The sequence below is a fragment of the Stenotrophomonas sp. YJH_SMC_17 genome (assembly GCF_059371655.1).
Genome location: NZ_JCAFUU010000001.1, coordinates 417,400 through 441,105, shown reverse-complemented (window position 1 = coordinate 441,105; position 23,706 = coordinate 417,400). Strand labels below are relative to the sequence as shown.

The 23,706-nt window shown below is 67.6% G+C and carries 24 protein-coding genes and 5 tRNA genes; 22 read left to right on the top strand and 7 right to left on the bottom strand.

The window, feature by feature from the left end; all coding sequences use genetic code 11:
- Positions 1-17: 17 nt before the first annotated feature.
- Both AC5P8Z_RS02145 and AC5P8Z_RS02140 read left to right on the top strand, forming a co-directional pair.
- Entirely contained in the window at positions 18-425 is a 408-nt protein-coding gene (locus AC5P8Z_RS02145) for a type IV pilin protein (RefSeq protein WP_286071530.1), read from the top strand.
- Between the two features lie 46 nt (positions 426-471).
- Positions 472-548 (top strand) — tRNA-Asn (locus AC5P8Z_RS02140).
- 48 nt (positions 549-596) lie between these two features.
- On the opposite strand, the gene AC5P8Z_RS02135 is transcribed toward AC5P8Z_RS02140, so the two are convergent.
- Positions 597-1,091 (bottom strand): GspH/FimT family pseudopilin, encoded by a 495-nt coding sequence (locus AC5P8Z_RS02135; RefSeq protein ID WP_286071531.1) that lies wholly within the window; start codon positions 1,089-1,091, stop codon positions 597-599.
- A gap of 171 nt (positions 1,092-1,262) precedes the next feature.
- Here AC5P8Z_RS02135 and uvrB point away from each other — a divergent pair, with 171 nt between their 5' ends.
- The 3 genes from uvrB (at position 1,263) to AC5P8Z_RS02120 (ending at position 3,641) form a co-directional block, all read left to right on the top strand.
- Entirely contained in the window at positions 1,263-3,287 is a 2,025-nt protein-coding gene (uvrB, locus tag AC5P8Z_RS02130) for an excinuclease ABC subunit UvrB (protein WP_286071532.1), read from the top strand.
- A gap of 106 nt (positions 3,288-3,393) precedes the next feature.
- Positions 3,394-3,468 (top strand) — tRNA-Val (locus AC5P8Z_RS02125).
- A gap of 98 nt (positions 3,469-3,566) precedes the next feature.
- Positions 3,567-3,641 (top strand) — tRNA-Val (locus tag AC5P8Z_RS02120).
- Positions 3,642-3,737: 96 nt separating this feature from the next.
- Here AC5P8Z_RS02120 and AC5P8Z_RS02115 read toward each other — a convergent pair.
- From AC5P8Z_RS02115 to AC5P8Z_RS02105, 3 genes are all read right to left on the bottom strand, one after another.
- The gene (locus AC5P8Z_RS02115; protein ID WP_286071533.1) at positions 3,738-4,046 is read right to left on the bottom strand and encodes a hypothetical protein; all 309 of its coding nucleotides are present in this window, start codon (positions 4,044-4,046) and stop codon (positions 3,738-3,740) included.
- A gap of 259 nt (positions 4,047-4,305) precedes the next feature.
- Positions 4,306-4,494: a hypothetical protein gene (locus AC5P8Z_RS02110; protein ID WP_049444507.1), complete on the bottom strand. Its 189-nt coding sequence runs from the start codon at positions 4,492-4,494 to the stop codon at positions 4,306-4,308.
- A gap of 113 nt (positions 4,495-4,607) precedes the next feature.
- On the bottom strand, positions 4,608-5,177 hold the full coding sequence (locus AC5P8Z_RS02105) for a TlpA family protein disulfide reductase (protein ID WP_286071534.1): 570 nt from the start codon (positions 5,175-5,177) through the stop codon (positions 4,608-4,610).
- 129 nt (positions 5,178-5,306) lie between these two features.
- Between AC5P8Z_RS02105 and AC5P8Z_RS02100 the strand changes: the two genes are divergently transcribed.
- Positions 5,307-5,480 (top strand): hypothetical protein, encoded by a 174-nt coding sequence (locus AC5P8Z_RS02100; protein ID WP_286071535.1) that lies wholly within the window; start codon positions 5,307-5,309, stop codon positions 5,478-5,480.
- A 51-nt stretch (positions 5,481-5,531) separates the two neighbouring features.
- On the opposite strand, the gene AC5P8Z_RS02095 is transcribed toward AC5P8Z_RS02100, so the two are convergent.
- Positions 5,532-5,816 carry a hypothetical protein gene (locus tag AC5P8Z_RS02095; RefSeq protein ID WP_286071536.1) on the bottom strand — a complete coding sequence of 95 codons (285 nt, stop codon included), beginning with the start codon at positions 5,814-5,816 and terminating at the stop codon, positions 5,532-5,534.
- A gap of 29 nt (positions 5,817-5,845) precedes the next feature.
- Positions 5,846-6,613: a MipA/OmpV family protein gene (locus AC5P8Z_RS02090; protein ID WP_286071537.1), complete on the bottom strand. Its 768-nt coding sequence runs from the start codon at positions 6,611-6,613 to the stop codon at positions 5,846-5,848.
- 146 nt (positions 6,614-6,759) lie between these two features.
- On the opposite strand from AC5P8Z_RS02090, the gene AC5P8Z_RS02085 reads away from it, so the two are divergent.
- The 14 genes from AC5P8Z_RS02085 (at position 6,760) to AC5P8Z_RS02020 (ending at position 20,735) form a co-directional block, all read left to right on the top strand.
- Complete coding sequence (locus AC5P8Z_RS02085; RefSeq protein WP_286071538.1) at positions 6,760-7,431, top strand: response regulator transcription factor; 672 nt, start codon at positions 6,760-6,762, stop codon at positions 7,429-7,431.
- Position 7,432: 1 nt separating this feature from the next.
- Positions 7,433-8,776, top strand: coding sequence for a sensor histidine kinase (locus AC5P8Z_RS02080; protein ID WP_286071539.1), 1,344 nt, complete (start codon positions 7,433-7,435; stop codon positions 8,774-8,776).
- A gap of 59 nt (positions 8,777-8,835) precedes the next feature.
- Positions 8,836-11,235 carry a DNA internalization-related competence protein ComEC/Rec2 gene (locus tag AC5P8Z_RS02075; RefSeq protein ID WP_286071540.1) on the top strand — a complete coding sequence of 800 codons (2,400 nt, stop codon included), beginning with the start codon at positions 8,836-8,838 and terminating at the stop codon, positions 11,233-11,235.
- Between the two features lie 3 nt (positions 11,236-11,238).
- Positions 11,239-11,901 (top strand): MotA/TolQ/ExbB proton channel family protein, encoded by a 663-nt coding sequence (locus AC5P8Z_RS02070; RefSeq protein WP_286071541.1) that lies wholly within the window; start codon positions 11,239-11,241, stop codon positions 11,899-11,901.
- Positions 11,902-11,904: 3 nt separating this feature from the next.
- Positions 11,905-12,327, top strand: coding sequence for an ExbD/TolR family protein (locus AC5P8Z_RS02065; RefSeq protein ID WP_495227950.1), 423 nt, complete (start codon positions 11,905-11,907; stop codon positions 12,325-12,327).
- Positions 12,324-14,072 (top strand): lipid A export permease/ATP-binding protein MsbA, encoded by a 1,749-nt coding sequence (msbA, locus tag AC5P8Z_RS02060; protein WP_286071543.1) that lies wholly within the window; start codon positions 12,324-12,326, stop codon positions 14,070-14,072. Before AC5P8Z_RS02065 ends, msbA begins: the two co-directional genes overlap by 4 nt.
- Positions 14,072-15,091 carry a tetraacyldisaccharide 4'-kinase gene (lpxK, locus tag AC5P8Z_RS02055; RefSeq protein ID WP_495227948.1) on the top strand — a complete coding sequence of 340 codons (1,020 nt, stop codon included), beginning with the start codon at positions 14,072-14,074 and terminating at the stop codon, positions 15,089-15,091. Before msbA ends, lpxK begins: the two co-directional genes overlap by 1 nt.
- 74 nt (positions 15,092-15,165) lie before the next feature.
- The gene (gene kdsB / locus AC5P8Z_RS02050) at positions 15,166-15,939 is read left to right on the top strand and encodes a 3-deoxy-manno-octulosonate cytidylyltransferase (RefSeq protein WP_286071545.1); all 774 of its coding nucleotides are present in this window, start codon (positions 15,166-15,168) and stop codon (positions 15,937-15,939) included.
- Positions 15,936-16,424, top strand: coding sequence for a low molecular weight protein-tyrosine-phosphatase (locus AC5P8Z_RS02045; RefSeq protein ID WP_295565721.1), 489 nt, complete (start codon positions 15,936-15,938; stop codon positions 16,422-16,424). Before kdsB ends, AC5P8Z_RS02045 begins: the two co-directional genes overlap by 4 nt.
- A complete protein-coding gene (locus AC5P8Z_RS02040; protein WP_495227946.1) occupies positions 16,421-17,833 on the top strand; it encodes a hypothetical protein in 1,413 nt (470 codons plus the stop codon). The genes AC5P8Z_RS02045 and AC5P8Z_RS02040 overlap by 4 nt, the downstream gene beginning before the upstream one ends.
- Positions 17,830-19,674: an excinuclease ABC subunit UvrC gene (gene uvrC / locus AC5P8Z_RS02035; RefSeq protein ID WP_295565723.1), complete on the top strand. Its 1,845-nt coding sequence runs from the start codon at positions 17,830-17,832 to the stop codon at positions 19,672-19,674. Before AC5P8Z_RS02040 ends, uvrC begins: the two co-directional genes overlap by 4 nt.
- Positions 19,675-19,692: 18 nt before the next feature.
- Positions 19,693-20,319: a CDP-diacylglycerol--glycerol-3-phosphate 3-phosphatidyltransferase gene (pgsA, locus tag AC5P8Z_RS02030; protein WP_495227945.1), complete on the top strand. Its 627-nt coding sequence runs from the start codon at positions 19,693-19,695 to the stop codon at positions 20,317-20,319.
- A 126-nt stretch (positions 20,320-20,445) separates the two neighbouring features.
- A tRNA-Gly gene (locus tag AC5P8Z_RS02025) sits at positions 20,446-20,521 on the top strand.
- A gap of 138 nt (positions 20,522-20,659) precedes the next feature.
- Positions 20,660-20,735, top strand: a tRNA-Gly gene (locus AC5P8Z_RS02020).
- Positions 20,736-20,738: 3 nt separating this feature from the next.
- On the opposite strand, the gene AC5P8Z_RS02015 is transcribed toward AC5P8Z_RS02020, so the two are convergent.
- Complete coding sequence (locus tag AC5P8Z_RS02015) at positions 20,739-20,909, bottom strand: hypothetical protein (RefSeq protein WP_286071549.1); 171 nt, start codon at positions 20,907-20,909, stop codon at positions 20,739-20,741.
- A 192-nt stretch (positions 20,910-21,101) separates the two neighbouring features.
- Here AC5P8Z_RS02015 and AC5P8Z_RS02010 point away from each other — a divergent pair, with 192 nt between their 5' ends.
- Both AC5P8Z_RS02010 and AC5P8Z_RS02005 read left to right on the top strand, forming a co-directional pair.
- A complete protein-coding gene (locus AC5P8Z_RS02010; RefSeq protein WP_295565724.1) occupies positions 21,102-22,565 on the top strand; it encodes an efflux transporter outer membrane subunit in 1,464 nt (487 codons plus the stop codon).
- On the top strand, positions 22,562-23,701 hold the full coding sequence (locus tag AC5P8Z_RS02005; RefSeq protein ID WP_495227943.1) for an ABC transporter permease: 1,140 nt from the start codon (positions 22,562-22,564) through the stop codon (positions 23,699-23,701). The genes AC5P8Z_RS02010 and AC5P8Z_RS02005 overlap by 4 nt, the downstream gene beginning before the upstream one ends.
- Positions 23,702-23,706: the final 5 nt, after the last annotated feature.

The window sequence follows — 23,706 nt, the reverse complement described above, 5'->3', positions numbered from 1 at the left end:
TGCGAGGAACTCCTTCCATGTCGACCATGACCTCGCCTCGTCGGTTGGGCGGTTTCACACTGATTGAGTTGATGGTGGTGGTAATCGTCATCGGCATCCTGGCCGCGGTCGTCATTCCGTCATATCAGGAGTACGTGCGCCGGTCACACCGCGCGGTTGCGAAGGCGGATCTTGCTGAGTACGCGCAGCGTGCCGAGCGCTATCATTCAAGCAACAATTCCTACTCGGGCTTCACGCTCCCGAGCAAGGTCTCGCCACGCGAGGGGGGGACTGTCCGCTACAATCTGGAGTTCAAGGGGGATGGCGCAACCTTCACCATCGCCGCCAGCCCGCAGGGCGCCCAGGCAAAGGATAGTTGCGGCAAGCTGAGCCTTGATCAGGCCAATCGCAAGACCGCAGAGGGCACGCTGTCCGATTGCTGGTAAAAAGATGTTGATCTTCACGTAAACGCTCAGTACAATGCGCCTCCCCGCCCGAATAGCTCAGCCGGTTAGAGCACTTGACTGTTAATCAGGGGGTCGTTGGTTCGAGTCCAACTTCGGGCGCCAGATACTGCAAAAGCCGCGAGAAATCGCGGCTTTTGTTTTTGCCTGGCATCAGCACGGCAGGTCGCGATCAACGCGCTCACTGCGCGTGCGTCCGCCGTTGTTGACCACCAGCCGGCCATGCAGACGGTTGCCTGCACAGATGCGCAAGGTCAGGTTGGAGCCGGGGCTGCGTCCGTCCGCGTGGAAGAACAGTTGCGGGCGCCCGCTGCTGGCTTCTGCGGCGATCCGGACGTCGGCGTGCCCGCGTTGATATACCAGAACAGCGTCGGGCGAGGGCGGCGGCTTCCGGCGGTCGCCGCTTCGATAGATGATCCAGCCCTGGCTCCAGTCGCTGGCGCAGCCCCACCCATCGTTGCTGGCACACATGCCGATGAGCTCGCGGCGTTTCAGGGCCTCGCTGCGCGCGCCGGAAAGGCTGGCATGCAGGGTCAGCTGAAGGGCGTCGGCACGCTGCCGCAGCAGCAGCGTCTGCAGCGTGGGCCAGCTGGCGCCCAGCAGTACGGCAACGACGATCATCACCACCAGCAGTTCGACCAGATGCATGCCGCGTAGGGCTGAACGCGAGGGAGTAGGGAGGAAATGCATGGGCTCAAGCGTCCCTGCCCAGGGACAGTGCCGCCATCAGGCGCCGCCGCGCCCACCCGTCCGGAAACCCCTCAGCCGGCCGTCACCCCTTGCCCCGTATACTCACTGTTCCCGGGAACTGGCAACACCATGAGCGACCGTTTCGAACTCGTCTCGCCGTATTCGCCGGCGGGCGACCAGCCTGATGCCATCGCGAAGCTGACCAGCAACTTCGAAGCGGGCATCGCCAAGCAGACCCTGCTGGGCGTCACCGGCTCGGGCAAGACCTACACCATCGCCAACGTCATCCAGAACGTGCAGAAGCCGACGCTGATCATGGCGCCGAACAAGACGCTGGCGGCGCAGCTGTATGGCGAGTTCAAGGCATTCTTCCCGCACAACGCGGTGGAGTACTTCGTCAGCTACTACGACTACTACCAGCCGGAAGCCTACGTGCCGTCGTCGGACACCTTCATCGAGAAGGACAGTTCGATCAACGAACACATCGAGCAGATGCGCCTGGCCGCGACCAAGACCCTGCTGTCGCGCCCGGATGCGATCGTGGTGGCGACGGTGTCGGCCATCTACGGCCTGGGTGCGCCCGAGGACTACCTGTCACTGCGCCTGATCCTGTCCAAGGGCGAGCGCATCGACCAGCGCGACCTGATCAACCACCTGACCCAGCTGCAGTACACGCGCAACGAGTACGAACTGCAGCGCGGTACGTTCCGTGTGCGCGGCGAGGTGATCGATGTGTTTCCGGCCGAGTCGGACAGTGAGGCGCTGCGCCTGGAGCTGTTCGACGGCGAGGTCGAGAAGATCACCCTGTTCGATCCGCTCACCGGCGAGACGCTGCGCAACATGCAGCGTTTCACCGTGTACCCCAAGACCCACTACGCGACCACGCGCGAACGCGTGCTGGCGGCGATCGAAACGATCAAGGTCGAGTTGAAGGAGCGGCTGGAGCAGCTCTACGCGCAGAACAAGCTGGTGGAAGCGCAGCGCCTGGCGCAACGTACCCAGTTCGACATCGAGATGATGGCCGAGGTCGGCTTCTGCAACGGCATCGAGAACTATTCGCGGCACCTGACCGGCAAGAATGCAGGCGAGCCGCCGCCGACCCTGTTCGACTACCTGCCGGCCGATGCGCTGCTGGTGATCGACGAATCGCACGTGACCATTCCGCAGATCGGCGCCATGTTCAAGGGCGACCGCTCGCGCAAGGAAACCCTGGTCGAGTTCGGCTTCCGGCTGCCGTCGGCGCTGGACAACCGGCCGCTGCGCTTCGAGGAATGGGAAGAGCGCTGCCCGCGCAGCATCTACGTGTCCGCTACGCCGGGCCCGTATGAGTACCGCGAGGCGGGCGACGAGATCACCGAGCTGGTGGTGCGCCCGACCGGCCTGATCGATCCGGTGGTGGAGATCCGTCCGGTCGGTACCCAGGTTGATGACCTGATGAGCGAAGCCAACGCGCGCATCAAGGCTGGCGACCGTGTGCTGGTCACCACGCTGACCAAGCGCATGGCCGAGAACCTCACCGAGTACCTCACTGAACACGGCATCCGCGTGCGTTACCTGCACTCGGACGTGGATACGGTCGAGCGCGTGGAGATCATCCGCGATCTTCGCCTGGGCAAGTTCGATGTGCTGGTGGGCATCAATCTGCTGCGCGAAGGCCTGGACATGCCCGAGGTGTCGCTGGTGGCGATTCTCGACGCCGACAAGGAAGGTTTCCTGCGCTCCACCGGTTCGCTGATCCAGACCATCGGCCGTGCCGCGCGCAATGTGCGCGGCAAGGCGATCCTGTATGCCGACAAGGTGACGCGCTCGATGCAGGCGGCGATCGATGAGACCGATCGTCGTCGTGCCAAGCAGGTCGAATACAACGAGCAGCACGGCATCGTGCCGCGCTCGGTCGCGCGCCCGATCGTCGACGTGCTGGAAGGGGCGCGTTCGGACGCCGCCGAGAAGGAAGCCAAGAAGGGCAAGGGCAAGAGCCGGGCGGGCGTGGCGGAAGAGGGCGCCGACTACCGTTCACTCAATCCGGCCCAGCTGGCGGCCCGTCTCAAGGCGCTGGAACAGCAGATGTACCAGCACGCCAAGGACCTGGAATTCGAGGATGCCGCACGCGTTCGCGACCAGATCCGGCAGCTGAAGGAAGCCAGCCTCGGCTGAACGCGGCGGTGCAGCCTCATCTTCACAAAAGTGTTGCGCTTCACGGCCGGCATCCGTAATATACGCGGCCTGCACCGACGCAATCGCGGAAATGCAGAAGCAAAACGGGCGGTTAGCTCAGCGGTAGAGCACTACCTTGACATGGTAGGGGTCACAGGTTCGAACCCTGTACCGCCCACCACGAAGTCTCCGGAAGGAGGCTGTCGTGAAATGCAAAGCCCGGCCCTGGCGCCGGGTTTTTACGTAGCAAGGCCCGCCTTCGGGCGGCAAGAACACGATGGGCGGTTAGCTCAGCGGTAGAGCACTACCTTGACATGGTAGGGGTCACAGGTTCGAACCCTGTACCGCCCACCACCTGGCTCCCGGCATTGCCGGTGCAGCGGTGGATCACGATGGAAGCCGGCCCTTGGCCGGCTTTTTTCGTTTCTGGCGGTGGCCGGCGGGCGAGGGTCAGCGCTGGGCGATCCACTCGTCGATGCTGATCATGCGCTGCAGCCGCCACTGGCCATCCACGCGTTCCCAGACCTGCGCGAAGCGCGCCGAGCCGGCCTGATGCTGCTGGCCCACGCGCAATATGCGGTCCTGGCGCAGCCGGTACAGCTGCAGGGCGGTCGGCTCCGTGACCGGGTGCTGTGCTGAGGGGGCGCCGGGTTGGCTGGCGTCGGCCTGCAGGATCTGACTGCGCAGGGACGCATCCCCGGCCTCGGCATTGCGGCCGAACAGACCAGCGCACAACAGCAGCAGGGCAAGCATCGGCATGGCACGGTGCTCCGAAGAAGGGAGTCCAGCGTGGCACCGCCCCCTGCGCAGTGAAACCGGTATGCGACGAAAGCCGGTAAAACGTGCGTCAACGCGCTCCGGAAAGGATGAATCCGTGGGCCGGAAACGACCGGGCCGCCTCTGGAGGCGGCCCGGCGCGGTGCCCATGTGCGGGATGGGCCGATCATCGCCGTCGAGCTGGATCAGCCCTGCGGCGCCTGCATCAGGTCAGCGGAGCCGGCCTGTGCTGCGGCTTCGATTACAGCGGATCACAGCACAGCACTTGGCCAGGCTTGCCCGAGTTGCCGAACGGGCAGCTCGGATGTGGCTCGCAACCGGGTGCGTACCCGGTCTTGGGGGCGACGGCGAAGGCTTGGCTGGCACCAAAGGCCATGGCCGCGACAACGACGATACCGGCGACGGACGAAAGCACTTTCTTTCCGATCATGTGTATCTCCTTGGTTGGCGTTGTGGTGTTGCAGTTGCCGAAGGCACCGGAGTGCCGGTTGTGGCGCGGATGCGGTAAACGATGGCGTGCGTGCCGACGGGGCGCGCGCTGTATCAGGGCCGTGCGGGGGCCGGCGTCAGGGAGTTGATGGTGTCGCGCACCACCTGTTCATCCAGCTGGCCGACATGCTTGTAGGCCACGCTGCCATCGGTGGCCAGCACCATCAACATCGGCGTGACCGTGGCGCGGTAGCGCTTGGACGCATCGGCTTCGGTGTCGATGGCGATGGGGAACTGCAATGCATGCTTTCCCGCGTAGTCGGCCAGTTGGTCGTAAGGGGGCAGTCCCACACCGATCAGTTCACTACGGCCGCGCGTCGCGGCGATCTGTTGCAGCTGCGGCATCGAGGCCAGGCAGTAGCGGCAGGTGGTGGAAAAGAAGTAGAGGATCTGAGGTGCGTCGCGCGCGCCGCCGATATCGACGTGGGTGTGCTGCGTTGTGCGCAGCGCCAGTGCATCCGGGCGGCTGCCGAGGCCCAGTCCGTGTGCGTCCAGTCGCATGTTCTGCAGCTGGACGGCCATCTGCTCGTTGATCTGCCGGAGCTGGCGGTTCTGCCATCCCAGCGCGACGATGAGGGCGGACAGCATCAGGGCGACGACGGGGAACAGGACGCGCTTGAGCATCGATCATCCTTGAACGCAGCGTTGGCTCGAACATACCCGAACTGGCGCGCAGGGTGTTAAACGGATGTTCCCGGCACATCCGCCGACGGCGCACCTGTACTAGAGTGGTGCGCGCGCAGGCATGCGTGCATGCCCTCCACCCATCACCAGGATCTTTCACCGATGAGCGATCATGTGCCGGTTTCCAGGCCCAATCCGTTCTTTGAACTGCTGTTTGGCGGCAACATGCTGGAAGGTACGTTCAAGGCGGTGATCTGGGTCGCCCTGTTGTCCGCTGTTCTGGCCTGGACCACGCTCCGCTGAGCCATTGCGCTGCCCGGCAGCCTCGGCCACGGGCAGCGTTGCCGACTGCGCTCAGGCGTTGAAAGCCTGGCGCAGGCTGCGCAGCGTGGCCTGGCGATGTTCCTTTGCTGAGGCTTCGCCCATTTCCAGCTCCTGCAGGCGCAACCCGACCAGCGTCATCGACAGGGCGTAGCCACGTGCCGCGTCGGCAACGCGCGAGAGTCCCACGGCGCGACGCGCCAGTGCATTCACGTGTTCCAGGTCAGGCATCAGGCCCAGGTAGGCGCGCTCGGCGCTTTCCAGGTCGGGAGCACGCAGGATCGCGTGTGCTTCGGCGGTGGGGGAGACGGAGGCCATGGGGGTCCTTGTCCGTAGCGGGCGCTCGCTCAGAACGAGCGCATCAGGGAAACGAAGGCCGACGATTGTGTGCCGCGTCGTGCCATCGGGCTGTCCTTCACTGCATCGCCGAACCACTGGTTGGCGACCACGCCGGTCGCGCGCCACTTCGTGCCAAGTGGCGTGCTGACGGCGATCTGCAGGCTCGGCGATGTCGTGCTGCCCGGACGGTAGGCCGCCAGCCCGGAGCGCAGCGCTTCCTCATCGCTGATGCCGTAGTAGTAATCCAGCAGGCGTGCGCTGGAGTGCACGACGCCGACCTTGGGGACCCAGGTGAAGCGGCCTGCCTGGATCGGATAGCTGTAGTGCAGGCGTGATTCGATGCCGCCGCCGTGGCCGGTGATCTCGCGCATCACATCGGCTTCGACGATGCCCCAGTCGGCGCCGTATTCGCCGTTGATGCCGGCCATGGCCGACATCTGCCGGCTATGCAGGCGGCGCAGCTGCGGATCGTTCACATCGTCGGTCTTGAAGCGCAGCGTGTAGGGCGTGAGCGCCGCCGAAAGACGCAGGCCCTGGCCCCTGTACAGGTACATGCCCAGCGAGCCTGGGCTTGCGAAGAAGCGCTGGCCCTGCCAGGCGATGGACGGAACCACCAGCGGCTTGACGTCGTAGTGCGCGTACGCGCCCGAAGTTGCGCCAGCGCTGATGCCAGCCTGTACGCCCGGGCTGCGGTAGGCCGCCTGCGCGATCATCGGCAGGCCGAGGGCGGCGGAGAACAGCAGCGGACACAGCAGGGTCGGGGACAGTGACGGCATCGATCAGCGACTACGCGGGGGGATGGCTGCGCATGATGGCGGGGCAACATTGTCAGAACATTGCGCCTGCGCATCCGGCAGTCCGAAGCGGAAAAACCGGGCGCGAGGCACTATGATCGGCACCGTTTCCGGTAGCCGAGCCCCCGATGCGCATCCTCCTGGTCGAAGACGATCCTGATCTGTCCCGTGCACTGCAGTCGGGACTGGAGCGGCAGGGTGTGGTCGCCGATGTGGTCGGCAGCCTGGCCGAAGCGGCCATCGCGCTGCGCGAACCGGTGCACCAGCTGATGTTGCTGGACCGGCAGTTGCCTGATGGCGATGGTGCTGGCTTCGTGGCCACTGCGCGCGCGTTGCGGCCGAACCTGGCGGTGATCATGCTGACCGCCAAGGGCACGCTGTCGGACAAGGTCGAGGGGCTGGACGTGGGCGCCGATGACTATCTGGTCAAGCCGGTGGCGATCGAGGAACTGATGGCGCGCATCCGCGCGGTGTCGCGGCGGCCCTCGGCGATGGTGACGCCACGCCTGCATCTGGGCCGGCTGGAGTTCGATTTCGAATCGCTGCAGGCACAGGTTGACGGCCAGCCGTTGGCGCTGCCGCGCCGGCAGGTACTGGTGCTGCAGGCGCTGGCGATGCGGCAGGGACGCACCGTCACCCGCAGCGCGCTGGAGGCGGCCGTGTACGGCTTCGATGACGAGATCCAGTCCAATGCACTGGACGCGCATATCTCCAAGCTGCGCAAGGCGCTGCAACAGGCCGGGGCTGGCGTGGAGATCCATGTGATCCGCGGCGTCGGCTACCTGCTGGCGGAGGCCTGAGATGGCACGTCCGATCCGCTCCATAACGCTGGGCCTGGCCTGGCGCCTGTTCCTTGCACAGGCCTTCACCGTGCTGTTCGCGGTGGTCGCGCTGATCCTGACCTGGGGTGACAAGGACACCTGGGGCATGGACATGTTCATGGCCGAGGCAGTGGCCAAGGCGGTGCACAGCGAAGGTGGCCGGCTGGTGCTGGACCAGGCGCGCTGGGAAAAGCTCGATGCCAGCGCAGGCGGCAACCTCTGGTTCGCGGCGGTCGACGACAAGGGGGGCTGGCTGGAGCGCGGCACGATTCCCGCGATCCATGCGCCGCTGCTGGCGCGGTTGCCGACGCTGGGCGCGACCGAGCTCGGTTCGCTGGTGCCGCCGTACCTGGATGTGGCGCGGGTGATGATCCGCAACGAAGAGGGCCGTCGCATCACGGTGATGGTTGGCGGTGCTCCAAAGGGCGGGTTGCTGGATGGCGCGCTGATGGTGCTGCGCCTGATCGGCCCGTGGTTCTTCCTGCCGCTGATCGTAGTCACGCTGCTGGTGATGCCGACGGTGATCCATCGCGCGATGCGCGGCGTGCGACGCTCCGCGCAGCAGGCCAAGGAGCTGGATATCGGCCAGCCGGGCGCGCGCCTGGATGCACAACTGGTGTCGACCGAGGTCGCGCCGCTGGTGGAAGCGTTCAACGATGCGATCGACAAGGTGCAGCAGGGCTATGCAGCGCGCGACAAGTTTCTCGCCGATGCCGCGCATGAGCTGCGCGTACCGATCGCGGTGGTGCAGGCGCGCCTGTCGCAGCTGCCGCAGGGTGAACTGAAATCGCAGTTGTTGACCGATGTCGCCCGCCTCGGCAACGTGGCCGAGCACCTGCTCGACCTGCAGCGGCTCGACCGCAATGTCGGCGCGCTGCAGCGGCTGGACCTGGCGTTGCTGGTGCGCGAGGCGGCCGCCGATCTGGCGCCGCTGGTGGTCGGCGCCGGTTATGGCTTCGAGGTGGATGCGCCGGAGTCGCCCGTGTGGATCCATGGCGACAGCCTCGCGCTGGGGCGGGTGATCGCCAACCTGGTGCACAACGCCATCGTCCATGGTGGCGGGCGCGGCATCATCTGCGTGCGCCTGGATGCACGCGGCCTGCTGGAGGTCAGCGATCAGGGCGCGGGTATTCCGGTCGGCGACCGTGAGGCGATCTTCGAACCGTTCCATCGTCTGCGCGCCGCCGGTAGTGGCAGCGGCCTGGGCCTGCACCTGGTAAAGGAAATCGTGCAGCACCACGGTGGTTCGGTCAGCGTCGGTGAAGCGGCCGGCGGCGGCGCCAGCTTCAGAGTCAATTTCCACCGCGGTACCGTACGGCGCTGACAGGCACACGGGGAAAGGCCCGATAGTCAGCCTGCCACCTCCAGCGGCAGGCTGGGGGAATGGTTCCCGATCGCTCCGCCCCGGCCCTGTTCGGTTTTGGCTGCGCCGCCGGCCTGGTGCTCGGGGCGCTGGCCTGCGTGCAGATGCCGATGTTGCTGCCGTTGTGGCTGAGCGTGCCGATGGCGGTCGCCGGCGCCAGCGGCTGGCTGCTGCGCTGGCGCGGCCGCGCGTGGGCCGCAAGCCTGCTCGGCCTGGCATGGGCCACACTGCACGGGCATTGGGCCCTGCACGGCCAGCTTGCGCCCGGCGCGCCGCCGCAGGATGTGCAGGTGCGGGGGCAGGTCGCCGATCTTCCGCAGCGTGGGCCCGGCTACACGCGTTTCGTCCTGCACGTGGAAGAAGCCGACGCGTTGCCAGCGCTGCGCGGCAAGCGCCTGCAGGTCACCTGGAACGACCCCTGGCGCGGCCCACCGCAGCATGGCCCCGGCGCGGGACGCCATGCGGTTCGCGCGGGGGCGCACTGGGAACTGTCGTTGCGCGTGCGCGCACCGCGATCACGGATCAACCCGGGCGGCTTCGATGGCGAGCGCCACGCCGTGCTGCGCGCCATCTCCGGCAACGGCACGGTGCGGGATCCGGCAACTGCGCGCGAACGGCTGCCCGCGGAGGGCCTGCAGGCCTGGCGGGAGCGCAGCAGTGCCGCGATCGCCGTGCAGGTGGCACATCCTGCCGCACGGTTCGTGCAGGCGCTGGCGCTGGGTGACACCCGTGGCTTGTCCGATACCGACTGGGAACATCTGCGCGCATTGGGCCTGACCCATCTGGTCGCCATCTCCGGTTTCCACGTGGGCGTGGTCGCGGGCTTCGGCGTGCTGCTGTGTCGTGCGTTGTGGTGGTTGTGCCCACTGCTGGGGCGTTGCTGGCCACGACCGCAGGCGGCCGCGTGGGGAGCGGCGCTGGCCGCGGCCGCCTATGCCGTGGCCGCCGGAGGTGCACTGCCAACGGTGCGTGCGGCGCTGATGATCGGGCTGGTCGCACTGGCCAGGGCCGGGCGGCGCCCGGTCGGCGCAGGTCAGGGGCTGGCGTTGGCCGCGATGGTGATGCTGTTGCCGGCACCGCTGTCTGTGCTCTCGGCCGGATTCTGGCTGAGCTTTGGCGGTGTGCTGTGGCTGCTCTGGTGCCTGCCGAGGACAGGCCCGGAGGGCGTCGGCGGCGGGGTGCGTGGTTTCCTTGCCGCGCAGGGTGTCGCCAGTCTCGGCCTGTTGCCGCTGTGCATCGCCCTGTTCGGCGGAACCGCGCGGCTGGGGCCGCTGGTCAATCTGCCGATCATCCCCTGGTGGACGATGCTGGTGGTACCGCTGTCGCTGCTCGGCACCGGCCTGCACATGCTGCATGACGGCGCGGGGCGTTGGGCGTGGCGCACCGCGGCCTGGCTGTTCGAGCTCAGCTGGAAGGCCCTGCAGCCGTTGGCGCTGCATCCGCAGGCCATGTGGTGGCTGGCCGAGGCGCCGCGCTGGGCGGTACCGGTGGCCGTGCTGGGGGTGTTCTGGTGGCTGCTGCCGCGTGGCGCCGGCGGCGGTCTCGCGGGCCTGCTGCTGTGCCTGCCACTGCTGTGGCCGGCCCGGCATGCCCCCGCCGAGGGCGAGCTGGAGCTGCTGGTGCACGATGTCGGCCAGGGTGCGGCGGTGCTGGTGCGCACGGCCCGGCACGCGCTGTGGTACGACGTTGGGCCGCCGACCGGTGGCGACGGCAACGAGCGGATCCTGATTCCGGCGTTGCGTGCGCTCGGCCAGGGGCCACCGCAGCAGGCGATGCTCAGCCATGACCACCTGGATCACACCGGCAGCCTGCACGGCCTGCGCCGTCAACTGCCGGACCTGCAGCTGCTGGCCCCGCCCGGCAGCGCCATCGCCGGGGCCGCACCCTGCCAGCAGGGCATGCGCTGGCAATGGGACGGGGTCGATTTCCAGGTACTGCACCCGGCGCCGGGCAGCCGGCAGGCCGAAAACGAGGATAGCTGCGTGTTGCGCATTGCCAGCCGCCACGGTGTCGTGCTGTTGCCCGGCGATATCGGCGGCCCGGCCGAGCGGACGCTGCTGCAGACGCATCCACAGGCGCTGAAGGCCGATGTGGTGCTGGTGCCGCACCATGGCAGTGGCGGCAGCTCCAGCGCGCCCTGGGTGGCGGCGGTGGCACCGCGGCTGGCGGTGGTCTCGGCCGGGCACGGGAACCGCTTCGGCCACCCGCGCCCGGAGGTGGTCCAGCGCTGGCAGGCGCAAGGGGCCGAAGTGCTGGCCACGGCCGACGCCGGGGCGATCCGCGTATGGCTTGGTGCACAAGGCCTGCAGCTGCGTGAACAGCGCATCCATGCATCCCGGTGGTGGGATGCCGCTGGGCGGGGGCGGTCGGCTGCTATCCTATCGCCGATCGAACAAGCGGCCGTTGGGCCGGAGGGTTGAAACGTGTGGGAACTGGTCAAGGCCGGTGGCTGGCCGATGGTGCCGCTGCTGCTGTTGGGCGTACTGGCTTTGGCGATCATCCTGGAGCGTTTCTGGTCCCTGCGACGCAACGAGGTGCTGCCGCCCGGCCTCGGCCAGGAAGTGCGCAACTGGGCCGCGCGCGGCAAGCTCGACCCGGCCCACCTGCAGACCCTGCGGGCGAACTCGCCGCTGGGTGCGCTGCTGGCTGCCGCACTGGAAGCCCGCAACCGCCCGCGCGACCAGATCCGCGAGCGCATTGAAGACACCGGCCGCCACCTGGTGCACCGCATGGAGCGTTTCCTGAACGCACTGGGCACCATTGCCTCGGCCGGCCCGCTGCTGGGCCTGCTGGGCACGGTCATCGGCATGATCCAGATGTTCCTGGGCATCCTCGACCACGGCGTGGGCGACGTGAACCAGCTGGCCGGTGGCATCGGCAAGGCGCTGGTCTGCACCGCCACCGGCATGATCGTGGCGATCCCGGCGCTGATGTTCCATCGCTACTTCAAGGGCCGCATTCACGGTTATGTGGTGGAAATGGAACAGGAAGCCGGCGCCCTGCTGGATACGCTCGACGGCCGCCCCGGGGTGATGAACACGGCCCCGGCCGCGCGCCAGGCCGGCGCCGCCGCGGCGAAGGCCTGATCGATGCGTATCGGCAACGACCGATCCCAGGATGAGCCGCATATCGACCTGGTGCCGCTGATCGACGTCATCCTGGTGCTGATCATCTTCTTCGTGGTCACCACCACCTTCGACGCGCGTTCGACGCTGCAGGTGCAGCTGCCGACCGCCAGCCAGCAGCAGACCAACGAGCCACCGCGTTCGCTCAGCGTGCTGATCAACGCCGAGGGGAGCTACTTCATCAATGACCAGGAAGTGCTCCGCAGCGACGTCGAGTCGGTCAAGCAGACCATCGCCGCCGTCGCCGGCAGTGACCGCAGCCAGCCCGTGCTGCTGCGCGCCGACGCACGCACTCCCTACCAGGCCGTGGTGACCGCGCAGGATGCGCTCGGTCAGCTCGGTTTCCGCCGTATCGCCATTGCAACTGCGCCAGAGGTGCGTCCATGAGTTCCCATCACGCGCCGGTGTGGCCGATCTACAAACGTCTGCTGGGCTACACCCGCACCTACTGGGTGTTCATGGTGGGTGCGGTCATCGCCATGGTGGTCGAAGCGCTGGCGGGCTATCACTTCACCAAGCTGATGGAGCCGCTGGTCAACGAAGGTTTCGTCGACCCGCAGCCGCGCGCGGCCGTGGTGCTGCCGCTGACCATCCTCGGCCTGTTCCTGATGCGCAGCGTCGCCACATGGGTGAGCGACTACACGCTGGCCAAGACCGGCCGCAGCGTCGTGCGCGACCTGCGCGAACAGGTGCTGCAGAAGTACCTGCACCTGCCGTCGTCGCACTTCGATACCGAAGCGACGCCGGTGATGGTCAGCCGCCTGAACTTCGATACCGAACAGGTCACCCAGGCCAGCGCCGATGCGCTCAAGACCGTGGTGGCCGATACCCTGACCATCATCGCGATGCTGGCGGTGATGCTGCAGATGAGTGTCAAGGTCACTCTGGCGATGCTGCTGGTGGTGCCGCTGATCGGTGGCATCGTGTCCTACGTGGGCAAGCGCTACCGCCGGATCAGCCGTGGCATCCAGGATGGCATGGGCACGATGGCGCAGACGGCCGAGCAGTCGTTGGCCGCGCAGCAGGAAGTGAAGGTGCACGGCACCCAGCAGCATGAAATCTCGCGCTACTCGCGGCTGGCCAACCGCATGCTGGCGCTGAACATGAAGGTCGAGGTCACCCGCGCCGCCGCCTCCAGCGTGGTGCAGTTCCTGGCCGCACTGGCGCTGGCGGTGATCGTCTGGGTGTCGACCCGCGAAGCGCTGGCCGGGCGCCTCAATGCTGGTCAGTTCATGGGCCTGATGACCTCGATGATGGCCATCATTCCCTCGCTGCGGCGCCTGACCAGCGTGCAGACCTCGATCTCGCGCGGCGTCGCTGCCGCCGAGCGCCTGTTCGGCATCCTCGACATGCCGGTGGAGCGCGACGAAGGCCGCACGACAGTGCAGCGCGTGCGGGGCGAACTGGCGTTCGACCACGTCATGCTGCGCTACCGCGAGGACAGCGGCATCGCTCTGGACGACATCAGTTTCGTTGCCAGACCGGGCACGGTGACCGCCATCGTTGGCCGCTCCGGCAGCGGCAAGACCAGCCTGATCCGGCTGGTGCCGCGTTTCTACGAGCCCAGTGGCGGTGTCATCACCCTTGATGGCGTGGCGCTGGATGACTATCCGTTGGCCGACCTGCGCCGGCAGGTGGCAATCGTCGGGCAGAAGGTGATGCTGTTCGACGACACCATCGCCGCGAACATCGCCTATGGCATGGAGGCAAGTGATGAACAGATCCGTGCCGCGGCCGAAGCCGCCAACGCCTGGGAGTTCATCGCACGCATGCCGCAGCAGCTGCAGACGCCGGTCGGCGAAAACGGCGCGCTGCTGTCCGGCGGCCAGCGCCAGCGCCTGGCGATTGCGCGCGCGATCCTGCGTGATGCGCCGATCCTGATCCTGGACGAAGCCACCGCCGCGCTGGACAACGAATCCGAGCGGCTGGTACAGGATGCGCTGCAGCGCTTGATGCCCGATCGCACCACGCTGGTCATCGCGCACCGCCTGTCCACCATCGAACACGCCGACCAGGTGCTGGTGATGGACCACGGCCGCATCGTCGAACGCGGCACCCACAAGGAACTGCTTGCCATGGGCGGCCTGTACCAGCATCTGCACAGCATGCAGTTCCGCGAAAGGCAGGACTGATGGCTGGCAAGGGTACCCAGACCCCGCCGTACTGGTACGACGGCAGCCCGGTTCCGTGGGCAATGCGCCTGCTGGCGCCGCTGTACGCCGGTGTCACCGCGCTGCGCCGGCGCGCCTATGGGCGAGGCTGGCGCAAGCGCCACACGCTGCCAGTGCCGGTCATCGTGGTCGGCAACATCACTGCCGGCGGCACCGGCAAGACACCGCTGACCATCGCTCTGGTCGAGCGCCTGCGCGCGGCCGGCTGGAAGCCGGGCGTGGCCAGCCGCGGCTATGGCCGCGAGGACGCCGACAAGCCCTTGTGGGTACAGGCCGACACGCCGACCGCCAAGGGCGGTGACGAGCCGGTGCTGATCGCCTGGAAGACCGCCGTGCCGGTGCGCGTGGACGCTGACCGCGTGGCCGCCGGCAAGGCGCTGATCGAGGCGGGCTGCGATGTGATCGTCTGCGACGACGGCCTGCAGCACTACCGGCTGGCGCGCGACATCGAGATCGAAGTGGTCGATGCGCAGCGTCGCTACGGCAACGGCCGCATGATTCCGGCAGGCCCGCTGCGCGAACCCGTCAGCCGCGCCAGCGAATGCGATTTCCGCGTGGTTAATCTGGGCCAGGCCGACGAGGAGACCGCGGCCCAGGCCTGTGGATTCGGCCAGTGGCCGATGGCCCTGCATATCGACAGTGCGCAGCCGCTGGCCGGTGGCCGTGCGCGCCCGCTGTCGTACTTCAAGGGCCAGCGGGTGCATGCGGTGGCCGGCATCGCACACCCGCAGCGCTTCTTCGACATGCTGCGCCAGCGTGGCATCGGCGTGGTGCCGCATGCCTTCGCTGACCACCAGGCCTACCAGCCCCAGGATCTGTCCTTCGGCAGCCAGCTGCCGGTGCTGATGACCGAAAAGGATGCGGTGAAATGCCGTTCGTTCGGCAACGACTGGCACTACGCCGTTCCGTTGCGCGCCGAGCTGCCCGCCGCGTTCTGGGTGGCGCTGACCGATCGCCTGGACAAGCTGAGACCGAACTGAGTCGCGCGGTGGCGCTTGCATTCACCTGCCGCCGGCCGCATTCCTGTTGCAACGAGCCTGCCGAGTACCGCCCCATGACCGAATTCGTCGTCGCCATCCCGGCCCGCTATGCCGCCTCGCGGCTGCCGGGCAAGCCGCTGCGCCCGCTGGGCGGCGAGCCGCTGGTGCTGCACGTGGCGCGTCGCGCGCTGCAGGCCGGTGCCCGCGAGGTGTGGGTGGCCACCGACGACCAGCGCATTGCCGACACGTTGGCCGGCATGGCCGAGGTGAAGGTGGCGATGACGGCGACCTCGCACGCGTCCGGCACTGACCGCCTTGCCGAGTGCGCGCGCATCGCCGGCTGGGCCGACGACACCGTGGTGGTCAACCTGCAGGGCGATGAGCCGTTTGCGCCGGCCGCGGGCATCCGCGCGGTGGCCGAGGCGCTGGTCGACGGCAGTGCGCCGATGTCAACCTTGGCCACGACCGTCGAGGACGCGCACACCCTGTTCGACCCGAACGTAGTGAAGCTGGTACGCAACGCACGCAACGAGGCGATGTACTTCAGCCGTGCACCGATCGCATGGCACCGCGATGGCTTCGCGCGCAGCCGCGACACGCTGCCGGAAGGGCATGCCTGGCTGCGCCATATCGGCATCTACGGCTACCGCGCCGGTTTCCTGCAGCAGTTCGCGGCGATGCCCCCAGGCCAGCTGGAGCAGGTTGAATCGCTGGAGCAGCTGCGTGTGCTGGAGGCGGGTTACCCGATCAGCGTGGCGATCTCGCCGGAGCCGTTCCCGCCGGGTATCGACACGCCCGAGGATCTAGAGCGTGCCGAAACGCTGCTGCAGGCGATGGCCGCGCGATGAAGCTGCTGGTCGTCTGCCTCGGCAACATCTGCCGCTCGCCGATGGCCGAAGGTGCGCTGCGCGCACGCCTGGAGGCTTCGCCGCTGGCGGGGCGGGTGCAGGTGGATTCGGCCGGCACCGGCGACTGGCATGTCGGCGAGCCGCCGGACCGGCGTGCGATCGCCTGCGCTGCCGGGCATGGCGTGGACATCGGCGGCCTGCGTGCGCGCCAGCTGCAGGCCGCTGATTTCGACCGGTTCGACTGGGTGCTGTGCGCCGACCAGGCCAACCTGCGCGATGCCGGTCGCTTGGCCACGCCTGCCCAACGCGAACGCCTGGCACTGTACCTGCCGTGGTCCGGCGGGCGGGGACCAGTGGCTATCCCGGATCCCTACACCGGCGGCAGCGATCACTTCGAGCAGGTCTGGACGCTGGTCGACGATGCTGCAGAACGTGCCGTGGCACGACTGTTGCATGACGTCGACTCCGGCATAATCGGGTCATGAACGTCCAGCCCGTCCCGGACCTGCCCGAGTTCGCCACCTGGCTCAATGCCGCCCCCTGCACCCTGACCGAACTGCGCGGTCGGCCGGTGGCGCTGTTGTTCGTCAACGCCGCCTCCGCCTGGAGCGCGCAGCGCCTGGCCGAATTCGGCCAATGGCTGTCGCGCCACCCCGGCAAGCTGCAGCCCTTGGTGCTGCAGGTGCCGCGCTTCGACTTCGAGCGTGACGCCAGCGCGGCACTGAAACTGCTGCGCCGCCAGGGCCTGTCGATGCCTGTGCTGCTGGATGCCGACTGGGATGGCTGGCGCCGCTTCGGCATCACTGCCTGGCCGACCATGGTCCTGCTGGATGCGCAGGGGCGCGAACAGCAGCGCCTGGTCGGGCAAGGCGCTGCGGGTGAACTGGAGCGCGCCTTGAACGCGCTGTGCGAGGGCGCCCGGTCGGCACCGCCGCGCGGCGGTGCCGAGCTGCACCCGGAACCGCGCCAGGCCCTGCGTTTTCCGCTGGGCTTGGCGGTCAGCACCGAACGCCTGTACATCGCCGACAGTGGCCATCACCGCATCCTCGAATGCAGCCATGGTGGCCGCATCCTGCGCCAGTTCGGGTTGGGGACGGCCGATTTCATGGACGGCAACCTGGCCGAAGCGGCGTTCCACCGCCCGCAGGCGCTCGTGCTGGAGCGCGACGCGCTGTACGTGGCCGATACCGGCAACCATGCCGTGCGCCGCATCAACCTGCTCACCGGCATCGTCGACACGCTGTGCGGCAATGGCCGCCCTGGCGCGCCGGTGGAGGGACCCGTTGCGCAGGCGCGGCAGGTCTCGCTGGACCATCCGGTCGGCCTGGCCATTGCCGACAACCAGCTGCACATCGCCATGGCCGCTGACAACCGCATCTGGAGCTATCACCTGGGCCAGCGCAGCCTGCAATGGCGCGCGGGCAGCGGCAGCATCGACGAACGCGACGGCAGCGGCCACCTGGCGGCGTTTGCCCAGCCGACCGCGCTGGCGGTGGTGCAACAGGTGCTGTACGTGGCCGACGCGCTCGGGTCCTCGATCCGCGCGCTGCAACTGCGTGGTGATCTGGTACAGACCCTGGTCGGGCAGGGGCCCTGGCGTTTCGGCAATGACGATGGCCCGCGTGCGCAGGCCAGCCTGCAGTTCCCGCAGGCCATTGCCCTCAGTCCGGACGCGCCGCTGCTGTGGATCGCCGACACCGGCAATGGCCGCCTGCGCACGTTGCGCCTGGGCGGCGGCGAACTGACCACGCAGCCGCTGCCGCGTCGCCTGCATGGCCCGGCCGGCGTGACGGTGGGCGCAGGCGCGGTGTGGATCGCCGAGACCGACGCCCACGCCGTGCTGCGTTTCGATCCTGAAAGCGGCGTGCTCAGCGAAGTACCGATCAGCGAATGACCGACGTTCCCGCCCCGGCCTTCGACGGCAAGGCCTTCGCGGCCCAGCTCAGCACCGCCCCCGGCGTGTACCGCATGTACGCCGCCGACGATACCCTGCTGTACGTGGGCAAGGCGCGTGCGCTGCGCAACCGTGTCGGCAGCTACTTCAACGGCAGCCCGAAGAATGCGCGGATCATGTCGATGATCTCGCAGATCACGCGCATGGACGTGACCGTGACGCGCTCGGAGGCCGAGGCGCTGCTGCTGGAAAACCAGCTGATCAAGTCGTTGTCGCCGCGCTACAACGTCTCGCTGCGCGACGACAAGACCTACCCGCATGTGCTGCTGACCCGCGAGGACTGGCCTCGCATCGCCCTGCATCGCGGCCCGCGCGCCATTCCCGGGCGCTATTTCGGGCCGTATCCCGGCGTCACTGCGGTGCGCGAAACGCTGAACCTGATGCACAAGCTGTTCAAGCTGCGCAGCTGCGAGGACAGCGTGTTCCGCAACCGCTCGCGGCCGTGCCTGCAATACCAGATCGGCCGCTGCAGCGCGCCCTGCGTGGAGCTGGTGGCGCCTGCGGAGTACGCTGAATCGGTGCGCCGCGCCGCGCTGTTCCTGGAAGGCAAGAGTGACGAGCTGACCCGCGAGCTGGGCGAGCAGATGCAGGTCGCCAGCGAGGCGCTGGAGTTCGAACAGGCCGCGCGCCTGCGCGATCTGATTTCCTCGCTGCGCAGCATGCAGACCCGCCAATACGTGGACGGCCGCGCCGCCGATCTGGACGTGCTGTCGGTGGCCATGCAGGGCTCGCAGGCGTGCGTGCTGCTGCTGGCCTTCCGTGATGGCCGCAACCTCGGCACCCGTCCGTTCTTCCCGCGCACCAATGGCGAGGAAAGCCCGGAAGAAGTGCTGGCGGCGTTCGTCTCGCAGTACTACATCGAATTCGAGCCGCCGCGCGAGATCCTGCTGGACCGCGAGATTCCCGATGCCGACCTGCTGGTCGCCGCGCTGTCCGCCTCGGCCGAACGCAAGGTACAGCTGAAGTGGAACGTACGCGGCGAGCGTGCCGGCTACGTGGAACTGGCCAGCCGCAACGCGCAGCTGACCCTGGCCACCGAACTCAACAGCCGTAATGCTCAGCACGCGCGCAGCGATGCGCTGCGTGACATGCTGGGCCTGGCCGAGCCGGTCAAGCGCGTGGAATGCTTCGACATCAGCCACACCCTGGGCGAGGCGACCGTGGCCTCGTGCGTGGTGTTCGACGCCGCCGGGCCGGTGCGCGCGCAGTACCGCCGCTTCAACATCAGTGGCATCGAGCCGGGCGATGACTATGCCGCCATGCGCCAGGCCATCGACCGTCGCTTCCGTCGTGCGGTGGAAGAGCAGGGCGTGCTGCCGGATGTGCTGCTGATCGACGGTGGAGCTGGCCAGTTGGCGCAGGCCCACGCCGCACTGGCCGACCTGGGCGTGGAAGGCGTGCTGCTGGTGGGCGTGGCCAAGGGCGTGGAACGCCGTGCCGGCCACGAAGCGCTGGTGATGCCCGATGGTCGTGAGCTGCGCCCGGGCGCAGCCAATCCGGCGCTGCAGTTCATCCAGCAGGTGCGCGACGAGGCACACCGCTTCGCCATCACCGGCCACCGCGGCCGTCGCCAGAAGGCGCGGATGACCAGCAAGCTGGAGGACATCCCCGGCATCGGCCCCCGCCGCCGCGCCAGCCTGCTCAAGCATTTCGGCGGCCTGGTCGGCCTGAAAGCGGCCGGCGAAGCGGAAATCGCCAAGGTGGAAGGCATCAATGACGCCCTTGCGGCACGCATCTACGCTAACCTGCACGGGTTGGCCACGCCTGATGCGGCCGAGTAGAGAGAGAAACACGCAAGCATGAAGTTGACCCTGCCCACCTGGCTGACGTTGTTGCGGATCGTGATGATCCCGGTGCTGGTGCTGGTGTTCTACCTGCCCTACACCTGGACCAACTTCGCTTCGGCGGCGATCTTCGGCCTGGCCGCGATCACCGACTGGCTCGATGGCTGGATCGCCCGCCGCTACCAGCTGGAGTCGGCCTTCGGTGCCTTCCTCGACCCGGTCGCGGACAAGCTGATGGTGGCAGTGGCGCTGTTCCTGATCGTGCAGGGCCACCCGACGCCGTGGATGGCGTTCTGGGCGGCCGTCATTGTCGGTCGCGAGATCGCGGTGTCGGCGCTGCGCGAATGGATGGCCGAGCTGGGCCAGCGCGCCAAGGTGCGAGTGGCAATGATCGGCAAGATCAAGACCACCGCGCAGATGGTCGCGCTGCTGTGCCTGCTGTACTCGGTGGCCCCGAACGTGCGGGTGGAAGACATCTGGATGGGCTGGCCGGTGTTCCATATCGGCGACTGGACCCTGGCCATTGCCGCGGTGCTGACCCTTTGGTCGGGCCTGCAGTACCTGCACGCCGCCTGGCCGAGCCTGCGCGACGACGAGCGCGCGGCGCGCGAGCGTGCGCGGCAGAAGAAGCTGGGCAACTGAGCCTGGGCTCTGACCCCATCGATGCGCTATCCACGCATGGCGTGGATGCACGGTGCAATGTGCCTTGCACACCCTGAAAAAAGCGCTTGACGCCATTCCCAGAACAGGTAGAATTTCGCCTCCCAAGCGGGAATAGCTCAGTTGGTAGAGCGCAACCTTGCCAAGGTTGAGGTCGCGAGTTCGAGTCTCGTTTCCCGCTCCAGATTCAAGAAGAACGCTCTCGCAAGAGAGCGTTTTTCATTCTCTCATCGGTGATGAAGTGGCGGTTCATCGATGGCATCGGATCTTCGCGATCCATGCTTGACCTCCGATGTGAATCCGGTAGAATGCCGCCTCCCAAGCGGGAATAGCTCAGTTGGTAGAGCGCAACCTTGCCAAGGTTGAGGTCGCGAGTTCGAGTCTCGTTTCCCGCTCCAGATTCAAGAAAAACGCTCCCGCAAGGGGGCGTTTTTCGTTTGATACGCGCCCGGCTGCGACAGGCGCCCGTGGCGCGCCGCGGCCTCTTCATGGCCGTCGTGATAGGAGTAGTCCGTCATACCGGTTTCAGATGTCGCAATCAGAATGGCGACGTGCGGCGGTTGTGGGGACATCCGCAGGCACGTGGGTTGGGGAGAGAGTCGCTGCAGCCGTCAATCGCCGTGAAGTCCGTCCAGCGTTGCGTGTGTCGCACGTCGTGAAAGGCTGGCGAAAGGCCAACGCCATCGTTGCCTGAACCGCACGCGTGTTGTGACCGTTTTCGGACCATTTCTCCATGTTCGCTCCACAATCGCACGGTAGCCTTCATGCTCCTTCTACACGTTGGCGGGCTGGTGGTCAGGCGTATTCCTTCAGTCGCGGTGCCCGGGGCCGGGCGCGGACTCTCCCTGCAAGCGGTGCTGCGCCCGGGCGCGTTGCTCGCCAGCCTGGCGCTGGTCGGTTGCATGTCGGTGCCGGTCCCGGACCTTCCTGACCGTACCCCCAGCGCCTGGACCCAGGTGCCGCAGGGGCAGGGGGGGGCCGTCGACGCGAAGCAGTGGTGGAAGGTGCTGGCCGACCCGGCGCTGGACGGCCTGGTCGACCAGGCCATTGCAGGCAACCTCGATCTGCAGCAGGCAACCCTTCGCCTGCAGGCCGTACGCATCGTCGCTGGTACCTCCGACTCGCGCTTCCTGCCGGAGATCTCGGCCAGCGCCAAGCAGGTGCAGGACGCCGCCGCCGTCGATACCTATTTCCATGCGGGCATTGAAGCGATCTGGGATCTGGGGCTGTTCGGCGCCGCCGAGAGCGCGCAGCTGAGCGCGCAGGCCTCGGCCGGCAACGCCGAGGCGCTACGCAACGCCGCACAGGTGGCGGTGATTGCCGACGTGGTGCGCAGCTATCTGGACCTGACCGTGGCACAGGCCCAGCAGGACCTGCTGGCCCGCCAGCAGACGGTGGATGACCGCGGTGAACACCTGGTCCTGGTCCGCCAGCGCCTGCGCCTGGATGAGCCGGGCGAACTTGACCGCCTGCGCGCGCGCCAGGCCGCGACCCGCGCTGCCATCGCGCAGGCTCGGGAAAACGCCGACAATGCGGCCCGCGCGCTGGCCCTGCTGCTGGGCCGCGATGGCCCGGACCCGGCCTGGCGCGCGTACCGCACGCCGCCGAAGCTGGGCACGTTCTCGCTGCAGCAGGTTCCCGCGGATCTGCTGCGCCATCGCCCGCAGATCCTGCTGGCCGAATCGGAGGTGATGCAGGCCGCGGCCAGCAAGGGCTCGGCGCGCGCGGCGATGTACCCGCGGATCAGCCTCGGCGGCTCCATCCTGTACGCGTACAACCTCACCCAGAACGCGCGCTCCAATTCCGATTCCAGCCCGTCGATCGGCCCGTACGTCGACATCCCGCTGTGGGATTGGGGCCAGCGCCGCGCGCGCTTCCATGCGGATGAAAAGCAGCTCGATGCCGCGCTGCTCGGCTACCGCAAGGCGGTGCTGGAGGGTGTGAGTGAAGTGGAAGGCGCGCTGGGTAGCCTGGCGCGCCTGGACAGCAGCATCCAGTCGCTGCGTGCGGCCAATGATGCTGCTGGGCAGCAGGTCACGCGCCAGGCGCGGCAGGTGCAGCTGGGCCTGTCCAGCGAATTCGATGGGCTGGACGCGCAGCGTGCCGCGCTGGCCTCGCAGGCTGATCTGATCGGTGCGCAAGGCGCACGCGTGCTGGCGTTTGCGTCGCTGTACCGCGCGCTTGGCGGCGCACCGTTGCCGGCCCGGACCGAGGACGCGTCGAAATGATCGCGCTGGCCCGCAAGACCCTGGCCTATGAGTGGCGTCGGTTCCTGCCGGTGGTGCTGGCGATGTGTTTTGCCGGCGTGCTGCTGATCGTGCAGGCGGCGCTGGTGCTGGGCATCTTCGGCACCGCCGCGATCTACGTGAAGGCATCCACGGCCGATATCTGGGCCGGGTTCCCCGGCACCCAGAGCGTCAACTATGGGCATGCGATCAGCGCGGATGTTGAAAGCCACCTGCGCATGGATCCGGATGTCACCCGCGTCGAACCCTACGAGTGGGTGGATGGCGAGTGGCGTTCCAGCGCGCAGGGCACCGGCAATGTGTCGGTGTACCTGTCCGGCATTTCCACCCGCGACGACGCGATGATGTTCGCGCGCATCCTGCCGGCCGGTGTGCGTGCACAGCTGCGCGAACCGGGTGCCGTGATCGTCGACAGCGCCGACCTGGATACGCTGGGCGTGGACCTGCAGAACAACCGCGCCTGGATCAACGGCAAGGCCGTGCGTGTGGTTGCCGCGCAGCCGGGACTGCGTGGCCTGGGTGGCGTCAACGTGCTGGCCTCGCTGGATACCGCGCGCGCCATCGCCGGTACCGATCCGCACGAGGGCAGCACCTATTTCGTGGCGGGCCTGCGCTCACCGGAGCTGGCCGATGGCGTGCGTGACCGCCTTGCGGCGTCGATGGGCCAGGCCACACTGGTCGAGTTCTGGACCGCACCGGAATTTGCCAGCCGCTCGCAGCAGTACTGGCTGTTCGATACCGGCGCAGGTATCGCCGTGTTGTTCATGGCCGTCATCGTCTGCTTCGTTGGCGCGGTGATCACCAACCAGTCGTTCGCGTCGGTGGTGGCCGGATCGGTGCGCGAGTACGCTACGCTCAATGCACTCGGTGCGGGTCGCTATGCGCTGGCGCGGGTGGTGTTCGAGCAGGCCCTGCTGATCGGTGGCATGGGCATGCTGCTGGCCGCAGCGTTCAGCACCGTTGTGCTGTTGATCGCGCAGTCCCAGCGCGTGCCGGTACAGCTGACGCCGATGGTGATCCTTGGCTGCGTGGCGCTGGTTGCAGTGATGGCCATGCTGTCGAGCATCATGGCGGTACGCAGTGTCGTCCGCTCCGATCCATCGTTGCTGCTGCGTTGAGGACC